Source organism: Arenimonas sp., assembly GCF_022842045.1.
GTDB lineage: Bacteria > Pseudomonadota > Gammaproteobacteria > Xanthomonadales > Xanthomonadaceae > Arenimonas.
Map to the genome: position 1 here is coordinate 1 of NZ_JALHQI010000077.1, position 11,865 is coordinate 11,865.

General features: G+C 70.4%; 8 protein-coding genes. 4 read left to right on the plus strand and 4 right to left on the minus strand.

Translation table 11 applies throughout. The features are described 5' to 3' along the window. From Q0C12_RS13045 to Q0C12_RS13055, 3 genes are all read left to right on the plus strand, one after another. Window positions 1-2,238, plus strand: a 2,238-nt coding sequence (locus Q0C12_RS13045; protein ID WP_290890884.1) for an Ig-like domain-containing protein, incomplete at its 5' end; no start/stop codon positions are given. Between the two features lie 17 nt (window positions 2,239-2,255). Continuing rightward, on the plus strand, window positions 2,256-5,897 hold the full coding sequence (locus tag Q0C12_RS13050; RefSeq protein ID WP_290890886.1) for a hypothetical protein: 3,642 nt from the start codon (window positions 2,256-2,258) through the stop codon (window positions 5,895-5,897). Continuing rightward, window positions 5,897-8,383 carry a hypothetical protein gene (locus Q0C12_RS13055; RefSeq protein ID WP_290890888.1) on the plus strand — a complete coding sequence of 829 codons (2,487 nt, stop codon included), beginning with the start codon at window positions 5,897-5,899 and terminating at the stop codon, window positions 8,381-8,383. The genes Q0C12_RS13050 and Q0C12_RS13055 overlap by 1 nt, the downstream gene beginning before the upstream one ends. A gap of 15 nt (window positions 8,384-8,398) precedes the next feature. Here the strand turns inward: Q0C12_RS13055 and Q0C12_RS13060 are convergent, their stop codons facing one another. The 4 genes from Q0C12_RS13060 to Q0C12_RS13075 form a co-directional block, all read right to left on the minus strand. Further along, window positions 8,399-8,887, minus strand: a complete 489-nt coding sequence (locus Q0C12_RS13060) for an asparaginase domain-containing protein (RefSeq protein ID WP_290890890.1) — start codon at window positions 8,885-8,887, stop codon at window positions 8,399-8,401. A gap of 32 nt (window positions 8,888-8,919) precedes the next feature. Continuing rightward, window positions 8,920-9,282, minus strand: a complete 363-nt coding sequence (locus Q0C12_RS13065; RefSeq protein ID WP_290890892.1) for a DUF2069 domain-containing protein — start codon at window positions 9,280-9,282, stop codon at window positions 8,920-8,922. Further along, complete coding sequence (gene wrbA / locus Q0C12_RS13070; RefSeq protein ID WP_290890894.1) at window positions 9,279-9,872, minus strand: NAD(P)H:quinone oxidoreductase; 594 nt, start codon at window positions 9,870-9,872, stop codon at window positions 9,279-9,281. The genes Q0C12_RS13065 and wrbA overlap by 4 nt, the downstream gene beginning before the upstream one ends. A 63-nt stretch (window positions 9,873-9,935) precedes the next feature. After that, a complete protein-coding gene (locus Q0C12_RS13075; protein ID WP_290890895.1) occupies window positions 9,936-10,307 on the minus strand; it encodes a helix-turn-helix transcriptional regulator in 372 nt (123 codons plus the stop codon). A 165-nt stretch (window positions 10,308-10,472) separates the two neighbouring features. Here Q0C12_RS13075 and Q0C12_RS13080 point away from each other — a divergent pair, with 165 nt between their 5' ends. Then, window positions 10,473-11,750: a YihY family inner membrane protein gene (locus tag Q0C12_RS13080; RefSeq protein ID WP_290890897.1), complete on the plus strand. Its 1,278-nt coding sequence runs from the start codon at window positions 10,473-10,475 to the stop codon at window positions 11,748-11,750. Window positions 11,751-11,865: the final 115 nt, after the last annotated feature.

The following is an 11,865-nucleotide window of genomic DNA, read 5'->3' on the forward strand; positions in this document are numbered from 1 at the left end:
ATCTGCGAAATCCTGAACCCGACCAACTGCGACACGGCAACGGTGACCGTCACGGTGGGTGCCGCGGTCATCGATGCGGTCGACGACACGGGCACGGTGGCCAGCGGCGCCGCGGGCGGTGTGGCCGTCCCGAACGTCCTGGTCAACGACACGCTGGGCGGCTCGCCGGCCACGCTGGCGACCGTGACCATCACCCAGGTCAGCACCAGCAACCCGAACGTCACGATCGATCCGGCCACCGGTGCGGTGAACGTCGCGCCGGGTACCCCGGCGGGCACCTACACGCTCGTCTATCAGATCTGTGAAGTCCTGAACCCGACCAACTGCGACACGGCAACGGTGACCGTCACGGTCGGTGCCGCAATCATCGATGCGGTCGACGATACCGGCACGGTCGCCGATGGTGGCGTGGGCGGGATCGCGGTGCCGAACGTCCTTGTGAACGACACGCTCAACGGCGTGCCGGCCACCCTGGCGTCGGTCGTCATCACCCCGCTGACCTCGAGCCACCCGAACGTCACGCTGGATCCGGCCACCGGCCAGGTTACGGTTGCGCCGGGCATCCCGTCGGGCACCTACACCGTGACCTACCGGATCTGCGAGATCCTCAACCCGGCCAACTGCGATGACGCCGTGGTCACCGTCATCGTCGTCACCGGCGACATCGCGCCGATCGCGGTGGACGACAGCTACACCGGCCCGGAGGGCTCCCCGATCCCGGGCAACGCCTCCGGCAACGACACGCCGGGCAACGTCAGCAGCACCTACACCGTGGTGTCGCAGCCCGCCAACGGCACCGTGGTCATGGCCCCGGACGGCAGCTTCACCTACACGCCCAACGCCGGCTTCGTCGGTCCAGACAGCTTCCCGTACCAGGTCTGCGACGCCGACGGCGACTGCGCCACGGCCATCGTCACGATCAACGTCGTGCCGCTGGCGGGCAAGCTGCGGCTGCAGAAGGTGGTGGCTGCGCGCGAGGTGAACGCGGGTTCGCTGGTGGCGTATACGCTCACGGTCATCAACGTCGGCGACCTGCCGGTGGTGGCCGCGGACGTGGTCGACGTCCCGCCGCGCGGCTTCGCCTACGTGCCGGGCAGCATGACCGTGGTCGATGGCGACAACCTCGCCGTCGCCAGCGGCACGGGTCCGATCACCTTCTCCGGCATCGACATCCCGGTCGGCGGCACCGCGACCATCCGTTACCTGTTGCGCGTCGGCGCGGGCCTGGTCCCGGGCGAGTACGTCAACGAGGCCACCGCCTACCAGGCCGGCATCGCGGTCAGCAACACCGCCGCCGCGTCCGTTGTCACCGGCGCCGGCCTGGATGCCGACTTCGAGCAGACGCGGATCTGGGGCAAGGTCTTCGACGACCGCAACGGCGACGGCTGGCAGGACGAGGACGAGCGCGGAATCCCGGGCGTCCGACTGGCGACCGTGGAAGGCCTCGTCACCGAGACCGATGCCCAGGGCCGCTTCCACATCGAGGGCCTGGTCGTCTCGAACCAGATGCGCGGCCAGAACTTCGTGGTCAAGGTCGACCCGAGCACGCTGCCGGAGGGCGTCGAGTTCACGACGGCCAATCCGCTGATGCGCCGCATCACCCCGGCCGTGCCGACCCGCTTCGACTTCGGCGTGCGGATGCCGCCAGCGCCGGCGGCCACCCGCGTGGTCGAGCTCGAGCTGGGCACGGTGGTGTTCGCCCCGGGCAGCCGCGAGATCCGGCCGCAGTTCCGGCCGGTGATCGAGGAGATGGCGGCCCAGCTGAGCCGCCACGCCGGCGGTGAAGTCAGCATCCAGACCGTCTCGGGCGAGCAGGCGCTGGCCGTCGACCGCGCGGTCGCGGTCCGAGAGGCGCTGCGGGACCTGCTCGGCGAGCAGGCCGCCACCCGCGTTCGCATCGACGTGCTAGAGGCCGACCAGGCTCGCCTGCTGTCGGTGGGCGAGACGATCGAGATCGGCAGCGTGCTGTTCGATACCGACAGCGACGCCCTCCGTGCCGACAGCGGTCCGCTGCTCGACGCCATCGCCCGCGCCATCACCGACGCGGCCTGCGGCTGCGGCGAGATCGTGATCACCGGTCGCGCCGACGTCCGTGGCGACGCCGACTACAACGAGGCCTTGTCCCTGCGCCGTGCGCAAGCCGTGCGCCAGGCGATCGAGGCACGAATGACACCAGGGCAACGCACCCGGCTTCGGGTCGTGACAGAGGGCGCCGCCGCGCCGGGAGCGGGCCTGTGAACAGGATTAGCCGAGTCGTGAAGACGCGCATGAAGCTGCTGGACTACACCCTGATCGGCCTGCTGGCCGGACTGGCGACGCCTGCCTGGGCGCAGGACGCCGCCGATGCGGGCGCCGCAGTGAACTGCGACGCCGATGGCTGCACGGACGCCGACGGCATAGTGCTTCGTGTCCGCAGCCGCGGTGAGGCCGAGTCGCGGCCGGGCGACGACGCCCAGCTGCAGTCGGACCGCCGCGTCGACGTCGCGCACACCCCGGCCGGCCGGACCGAGGTGCGCGGCCGGTTCGCCATCGACCTGCCGGGCGGCGGGATGCTCTGGGCCACCGAGGACCCACAGCTGGCCCAGCCCAACCTCAACGTCCAGGCCAGCCCGCTGGTGCCCTTCAGCGAGGGGCGCATCACCAAGCCGGTGCGCTTCATGAGCTACAGCAACTACCCGGCGTTCGCGGCCAGGCACCAGCTCGTGATCTATCGCGGCACCGACACCGACCGGGTGTCCCCGATCGCCACCCTCGATCTGCCGGCCGTGGCCGTCGGCGAAGTCGAATGGAGCGGCGAGCTGCCGGGTGTGCCCGCCCTGCGCGAAGGCGACGAGCTGCAGTACGTGCTGCGCGCCATCGCGGCCGATGGCAGCACCGACGAGACCTTCCCGAACCGCCTGACCCTGGTGCGTCCGGACGACGTCCTGCGCAGCCAGCAGGCGCTGGGCAACCAGGCGGACCCGCGCCTGGGCAGCCTCGATGCCGAGCAGGTCGAGCAGCGCCGGCTGACCGAGGCCGTGCTGGGGCAGGGCAACCTGCGCCAGCAGAACATCCCGATCTACGGCTCGCGCGTGCGCATCGTCGGCCAGGACATTCCCGAGGGCCAGACGCTCCGGATCGACGGTCGTGCCTATCCGGTCGACCTCGACCGCAAGTTCGCCGCCGAGTTCCTGCTGCCGGTCGGCAAGCACAGCTTCGAGATCGAGGTCGGCGACCGCGAACAGACGGTGCGCCGCACCCTCGACGTGGAGGTCACCGGACGCTACCTGTTCGTGGTGGCGCTGGCCGACGTCACCGTGTCGGGCAACAGCATCAGCGGCGCCGTGGTGCCGGTGGGCGTCGACGACCGCTACGACGACGTCATCACCGAAGGTCGCCTGGCGATGTACCTCAAGGGCAAGGTCCAGGGGAAATACCTGGTCACCGCCCAGGCCGACACGCGCGAGAACGAGGTCGGCGAGCTCTTCGACGGCTTCCTGGATCCCGATGCCCGCGATGTCTTCCGCCGGCTCGACCCGGACCAGTACTACCCGGTCTATGGCGACGACTCGACCACCTACCGCGACGTCGACACCCAGGGCAAGCTCTACGTCCGCGTCGACTGGGACAAGAGCCAGGCGCTGTGGGGAAACTACGAAACCGGATTCACCGGCACCGAGTACGGCCAGTACGTGCGCAGCCTCTACGGCGGCGCCATCGCCTGGCGCAGCCGCGCGTCCACGTCCCTGGGCGAGGCGCGCAGCACCCTTCGCGCCTTCGGCTCGGAGGCGCAGAGCGCGCCCGGGCACAGCGAGTTCCTCGGCACCGGCGGCAGCCTCTACTACCTGCGCCACACCGACGTCCTGCCGGGCTCGGACAACGTGGTGCTGGAGGTGCGCGATCCGCTCACCGGCCGCGTCGAGACCCGGGTCGACCTGGTGCGCGACGTCGACTACGAGATCGACGAGCTGCAGGGCCGCCTGCTGCTGACCCGCCCGCTGCTGCAGATCGTCCGCGACAACCTGCCGACGATCATCCGCGATACCCCGCTGGACGGCTTCGAGAACCGCCTGCTGGTGGACTACGAATACATCCCGGCCGGCTTCTCCACCGACCAGGCCACCGCCGGCGTCAGCGGCCGCACCTGGCTCGGCGAACATGTCGCCCTGGGCGGCACCTACGTCGACGAGCAGCGCAGCGGCGAAGACTATCGCCTTGCCTCGGTGGACCTGACGCTGCAGGCCGGCCGCGGCACCTACCTCAAGCTTGAGCAGGCCCGCACCGAGGCCACCAGCGCCGCGGTCTTCTTCTCGGACAACGGCGGCCTGAGCTTCTCCCGCCTCAACCCCGTGGCCGCGAACCGCGAAGGTGACGCGCGCAGCATCGAAGCCCGCGTCAACCTGCTCGAGCGTGGCCTGACCACCCGCGAGTGGACGCTGGGCGCATGGTGGCGGAACCTCGACGCCGGCTTCTCGGTCGCCCGCCAGGACATCGGCCTGCCGATCGAGGAGCAGGGCGCCGAGTTCGCGGGCCAGGTCAGCGACGCACTGCGACTGAGCGGTCGCTACAGCGATGCCCACCGCGGCGCCGACGGCGTCGAGCAGGCGCAGCTGATGGCCGAATGGCGACTGTCGGAGGCCAGCCAGCTGACCGGCGAGCTTCGCGGCGTCACCGAAACCCGCGGCGGCGTGGCCGGCACCGGTGCCCTCGCGGCGCTGCGCTACAGCCATCGCATCGGTGAATCCCTGGATCTCTATGGCACCGGCCAGGTCACCCTGGACGACGACGATGGTGCTTATGCCGGCAACGACGCGGTCACCCTCGGCGGTCGCTACTCCTTCGCCAGCCTCTCGACGCTGGGCGCGGAAGTGACCTCGGGGCAGCGCGGCGACTCGGCCAGCCTCAATGGCGAGTACCGGCTCAACGACCGCCATGCGCTGTACGGCAGCTACACCGTTTCCACCGACACCACCGCCGCGGATCCGCTCTACGGCAGCGCTCCGACCGGACTGACCCTTGGCCAGCGCTGGCGCATCTCGGACCAGGTCAACCTGTTCAACGAGAGCCAGTTCCTCAAGGCGCGCCAGGAAAGCGGCATCGCCCACACCTACGGCATGGATTTCTTCCCCGGGCTGGGCTGGACGCTGGGCTTCACCCTGCAGGACGCCGAGCTGGAGTCCGCGCTGGGCCGGGTTGATCGCCAGGCCGTCAGCCTCAGCGGCGGCCGCACCGACCAGGCCGTGAGCTGGAACAGCAAGCTCGAGTACCGCCGGGACAGCGGCGCCGAGCAGCGCACCCAGTGGGTGAGCACCAATCGCCTGGGCTGGCGCGTGAACGAGGACTGGCGGATCGCCGCGCGCTTCAACTACGGCGACACCGAGGATGCGGTCGATCCGCTTGCCAACGCCCGGTTCGTGGAGGGCAACATCGGCTTCGCCTATCGCCCGGCCACGAACGATCGCCTGTCCCTGCTGGGCAAGTTCAGCTACCTGCAGGACCTCAGCAGCCTCGGCCAGGACACCCTGGCCGACTACGACCAGCGTTCGCGGATCCTGTCCCTGGAAGGCATCTATCGCCTGACCAGGCAGTGGGAGGTCGCCAGCAAGCTCGCGCACCGCGCAGGCGAGGCGCGCCTGGCCCGTTCCACTGGCCCCTGGTTCGACACCACCGCCGATTTCGCCGCGGTCCAGGCCCGCTACAACCTGCATCGCAAGTGGGACGCACTGGCGGAATACCGCTGGCTCAGCGTGGACGAGAACGACAGCCAGCGCGCAGGCTGGCTGGTGGGCGTCGACCGCCACCTCGGCGACAACTTCCGCCTGGGCCTGGGCTACAACTTCACCAGCTTCAGCGATAACCTCACGGTGCTCGACTACGACCAGAAGGGCTGGTTCCTGAATGTGACCGGGACGTATTGATGGCAAACGCCTTGCCCGGCCGCTGGCTGGCTGGGGCCCTGGTGTCGGCGCTGGTACTCGCGCCGGCGGCGCAGGCCCAGGTGCAGCGCACCTTGGTGAACCTGGGGTTCGAGCAGCCGGCGCTGGGCGCGCCGGCCTGCTTCCGCTTCATCAGTGAAAGCATCGTGCCGGGCTGGACCACCGACCACCCGGTCATCGCCACCCAGACCCTGACCTGCAGCAACGCCAACATCCCCGGCGCGCCGGCAACGGGGCCGGCGATGGAGTTTTGGACCAACGGCTTCAACGCCACCCCGCCGCGCAATGGCACGCAGCACGTCGAGCTCAATGCCTCGGCGCCGTCGCGCCTGTCGCAGTCGGTGTGCCTGTTCAATGGCGAGCAGGTGAACTGGGTCTTCAGCCACCGCGGGCGCGGCAGCACGACGGTGCAGGACGTGATGTCCTACCTGGTAGGCCCGAACCAGATCGTGCGGGTCGGCACCACCAGTGCCGGCACCGGCGGCGTGCTGGTCACCAGCCAGGGCACGGCGACCTCGGTGGCCGGCCCCAATGGCTGGCGTGACTACAGCGGCACCTTCACCTACACCGGGGCGACCGGCACCACCAACCTCGGCTTCCAGGCCATTTCCACCGGCAGCGGCAGCACCACGGTCGGCAATTTCCTCGACGACATCCAGATCAGCCTGCGACCCTTCGTCGAGTTCGTGCAGCCCACCAACACCAAGGCCGAAAGCACCGCCGCCAGCAGCGCGAACATCCCGCGCATCCGCGTTTCCGGCACCGTCCCGGCCGGCGGCATGACGGTCGTCGTCAACATCACCGGCGGCACCGCCACCCTGGGCGTCGACTACACGACGCCCGGCAACAGCACCACGCTCAACATCGCCGTGCCGGCCGGCGTCTACGACGGCAGTGAGTTCGTGCTGCCGGTGACCCTGGTGGCGGACGCGATCCCCGAGCCCGACGAGACCATCACCTTCAACCTGCCCACGCCCGCCGCCGCGCCGCCGCCCTACCTGCTCGCCAGCACCGCGACCTGCGGCGGCGGCGCCCAGGTCAACAACACGCTGACGATCACCGAGATCGTGGCCCGCGTGACCCTGGTCAAGGCGGTGGCCTCGCGCCCGGTGGGCGGCAGCAGCGGCTTCACCATCAACATCGACCAGGCCGGCAACCTGGTGGCCAGCGCCAGCACCGGCCTGGGCGCGGGAACGGCCAACGCAAGCGCCAGCACCGGCGAGAACCTGGTCACGCCCGGCATCCCGGTGACGCTCTCGGAGCTGCTCCAGGCCGGCAGTACCCACGGCTTCAGCCAGTTCGATCCCAGCATCGCCTGCAGCAACGCCACCGGGGGTTCCCCGACGGTGCTGCCCGGCGGCTTCGCGGCAAGCGGGAGCTGGACGCTGACGCCGGCGACCAATGACCGGATCACCTGCACCATCACCAACGCCGCCCGCGCCCCGACGGTGACCGTCCTCAAGTCAGTGAGCTCCCGTGCCGATGCCGGCGACCAGTTCACGGTCGGCGTGCTGCAGCTACCGTCGACGCCCCTGGGCAGCGCCACCACGGCCGGCACGGGCACCAGCGCCAGCACGGGCCCGATCGCATTGCCTTCGCTCACCGCCAACTACAACATCACCGATGCGATGGCGCCGGGCAGCCCCTCCGTGATCAACCAGTACGCCGGCAGCATCGCCTGCAGCAACGCCAGGCCCGATGCCCCGGCGGCGGTGACCATCACCGGCAGCGCGCCGAGCTGGGGCTTTTCCTATGCCGCCGGCGACATCATCACCTGCACGGTCACCAATGCCCGCATCGCGCCCCGGATCGTGCTTTCGAAGGCGCTGTCGGGGGCGCGGCTGTCGGCCAGCGACCAGTTCCGCATGACGGTGACCGGAGCGGGCGGCGGCAGCGCCGACACCACCGGCAGCGCCGCGACCGTCACCGGCGGCACGGTGACCGTCGCCACCGCGACGCCGGGCAGCGCATACACCCTGTCCGAGGCGATGGCGCCCGGCAGCGTGTCGCCGCTGGCGGCCTACGGCAGCAGCATTGCCTGCAGCAATGCGCGCGCGGGTGCCAGCACCGTGCTGCCGTCCGGCGCCGGCACCAGCTTCCCGCTGACGCCGCTGGCGGGCGACAACATCACCTGCACCCTCACCAATTCGCCGCTGGCCCCGAGCCTGTCGGTGACCAAGAGCGACGGCAGCGGTACCTACGCGCCGGGCTCGAATGCCAGCTACACGATCGTGGTGAGCAATGCCGGTCCCGGCATCGCCAATGCCGCCACCGTGCTGGACAACCTGCCGGCAGGCGTCACGCTGTCGGCCCCGTGGACCTGCGTCGCCAGCGCGGGCTCGTCCTGTCCCGCCAGCGGCGGCGTCGCCGGCGGCAGCGTGGTTTCCCTGTCGGTGAGCCTGCTGTCGGGCGGCAGCGCCACCCTCACCGTGCCGGTGACGTTCAGCGCCGCCCCGGGCGATTACTGAGGCCGGGGCGGCGGCCTAGCCCGCGGCTTCGAAACGGTTCGCGGCGACGTTCTTGCGGACCTTCGCCGGATCCCAGATGCGCCCGTTCATGGCGATGTAGACGCCCGGCGGCAGCGACTGCACCGCGCCGACCGCGGTGCCGACATTGAACTCTGCGTCGGAGCCGCGGAAGCGGGCCGGGTTGAGCGCGCCGGTCAGCACGATCGTCTTGTCGGCGAGGCTGGCCAGCACCCGCGCGGTATCGACCATCGTGTCGGTGCCGTGCGTCACCAGCACGTGTCGCGCCGGCTGCGCGGCGATGGTCGCGCGCAGGAGTTCGCGGTCCTCGGCGGTGATGTGCAGGCTGTCCTTGCGGATGATCGGGATGACCGTGAAGCGGAACGCGACGCCGAGCTCCTGCAGGATGCGGCCAATCTGCGGCTCACCCACCTGGTAGTCCGACTTGTCGTCGAAGTAGACCTTGTCGATGGTGCCGCCGGTGGTGACGATCAGCAGCTCTTCCATGGCGTATCCCTAGCGTCGGCGCAATGCCGGGATTATACGGTGGGCGGGGCGGCCCGCTTCGCCAGCCGGGCACGCATGCCGTCCCAGCTTGCCGACACCACCAGCACGGTGGATACCAGCGCCTCGAGCAGTCCCAGCATCCTCGTTCCGGGCGAACTCCAGGCCACCATCACGCCGTGGCTGAAGTAGAGCAGGGCGGCCAGCGCGCCCCAGAACCCGGCCTTGCGATGGCCCAGCAGCACCAGCACGAGCGCCGGCAGCAGCGGCGCACCGAAGAAGGCCGCCATGGCCCAGGGCGAGGACTGCGCGGGTGGGGCGAGGAACCCGTGCCAGGCCACCACCAGTGCCATCAGCGCCACGATCGACGCCCGGGCCAGCCGCGTCATCGGCGTCATGCCTGCAGCTTCCGGGCAGTATCGGCCAGGCGCCTGCCGAGGGCGCGGGCGAGCAGCTTCTCTTCCTCGGAGGGCTGCGGGTCGTCGCCGGGCCCGGCGACGTGGCTGGCGCCATAGGGCGTGCCGCCGGTGCGGGTGGTGTTGAGCGCCGCCTCGGTGAAGGGGATGCCAACGATCACCATGCCGTGGTGCAGCAGCGGCAGCATCATCGTCAGCAGCGTCGACTCCTGGCCGCCGTGCTGGCTGGCGGTGGAGGTGAAGGCGGCCGCCGGCTTGCCCACCAGGGTGCCGGACGCCCACTCCGCGCCCAGCGTGTCGATGAAGTGCTTCAGTGGCGCGGCCATGTTGCCGAAGCGGGTCGGGCTGCCGATCGCCAGGCCGGCGCACTGCGCGAGGTCGGCCGTGGTGACGTAGGGCGCGCCCTCGTCGGGTACCGGCGCGGCGGCCGTGGCGGTCACCGGGGCCACGGGCGGCACCGTGCGCAGCCGCGCCTGCATGCCGGGCACCTCCTCGACGCCGCGCGCGATGTGCCGCGCCAGCTGCGCCACCGAGCCGCCGCGGCTGTAGTAAAGGACCAGGATATCGGGCATGCGTGCGGGTTCCGGAAGGCTTGGAAACCCGCGCAGACTAGCAGACCGGGCGAGTGCGGCCGGTCAGCGCTCCGGATTCACGAGCGCCTCGACCTGCGCCAGCACCGGCAGCTGGGCCAGGGCGTCGAGCTGGCGGAAGGCTATCAGGAGGCGCTCTTCGGCCTCGCTTTGCGCGACATAGTCGAGCACGAAGGCGGGGGGGTCCTCGCCCTTGCCGCCGATGACACGGGCCCCCCGCCCGGTGGCGAGCCACTCGAAGGACACGCCGGTGGCCAGTGCGATCCTGGCCAGGTGGCGGACGGTGGGGCTGGTGTCGTTGTCGCGCTCCCACTGGGCCACGGCGCTCCGGCCGACGCCCAGTTGTTCCGCCAGTTTCGCCTGGGACAGTCCGGCGTCCTGGCGGCAGCGCTTGATTCTTGAGGGCAGGCCGAGCATCGCGTATCCAGTGGAGAAGGAGGTTGGCCCGGTGCGTGAGCTCCATGGCGCGGCCGAAGCCTGGGCACCGGCCATGATGCGCCAAATACTGCCGTGGCGACCGTGCCCGCGGTCACGGCGCGGGCCTGCCGGAGCGGTCGCCCCGGGCTTTGTTACCATCGGGCGATGACGCTGATCGATGATCTTCGCCGCTGGTGGGACCGCATCGACCGGGAGCGGATCCGGTCGTTCTCCCGCTTCCTGTGGACGCGGTTCCTGGACGACCGCTGCTTCGAGACCGCGGGCGCGCTGGCCTACACCACCCTGTTCGCGCTGGTGCCGCTGAGCATGGTCGTATTCGGCATCCTGTCGGCGTTCCCGGTGTTCGACGCCTGGAGCGCGCAGCTCACCAACTTCGTGTTCTCCAATTTCGTGCCCAGCTCGGCCCGGGTGGTCGAGGACTACCTGCGCGACTTCGCCGCCAGCACCAGCAAGCTCACGCTCACCGGCGTCGTGGCGCTGCTGGTGTCGTTGATCCTGACGATGTACAGCATCGAGGCCACCTTCAATCGCATCTGGCGCGTTCCGACGCCACGCACGCGGCTGGTGCGGCTGCTGGTGTACTGGACGCTGCTGACCCTGGGCACGCTGCTGGCCGTGGCCAGCCTGGCGGTCACCTCCTACCTGTTCTCGCTGCCGGCGCTGTCGGGCGTGGAGTCGCTGAGCTGGCGCGAGCGCCTGCTGACGTACCTGCCGAACCTGGTCGAGCTGCTGGCCTTCACCTGCGCGTACTGGCTGATACCGCACCGCAGCGTGGCGTTCCGGTTCGCGCTGGCGGGCGGCCTGTTCGCGACGCTGCTGTTCGAGCTGGCCAAGCGTGGTTTCGCGGCCTACCTGCTGGGCGTGCCTTCGTACGAGCAGCTCTACGGGGCGCTGGCGGTGGTGCCGATCTTCATGCTGTGGCTTTACCTTAGCTGGGTGGTGGTGCTGCTGGGCGCGTCGTTCGCGGCCTCGCTGTCGTCCTTCCGCTACCAGCCGCGGGCGCTGCAGCTGCCGCCGGGCACCGAGCTCTACGGCTACCTGCGGCTGCTGGGCCGCCTGGAGCAGGCGCGCGCGAACGGCCGCGGCCTGCACATGCTCGAGCTGCAGGACTGCGAGCCGATGCTCACCGACGACCACCTGCGGCGCATGCTGGCCGGGCTCGCGGAGCTCGACATCGTGCGCCGCGCAGAAGATGGCGCGTGGCTGCTCAGTCGCGACCTCCGCACCGTCCGCTTGGGCGAGCTGCACGAGCGCCTGTCGCTGCGCGTGCCCGGCGTCGCCGCGGCGCTGCCGGGCTTCGACGATCCCATCGGCCGGGACGCCCTGCGCGCGCTCGACCACCTGCGCCAACCCCTGGACGAACCGCTGTCGCGCAGCGTCGGCAGTTTCTTCACCTCGAAACAGGACAATCCCGCGACATGAAGACCTGCCTGAAAAACCTCACCCTCGTGATCGCCCTGTCGGCGCTCGCCGCCTGCCAGCCAGCCGCCGGGCCGGCGACCGAGGCCGCCGCCCCCGCGTCCGCCGCCGAGGCCTC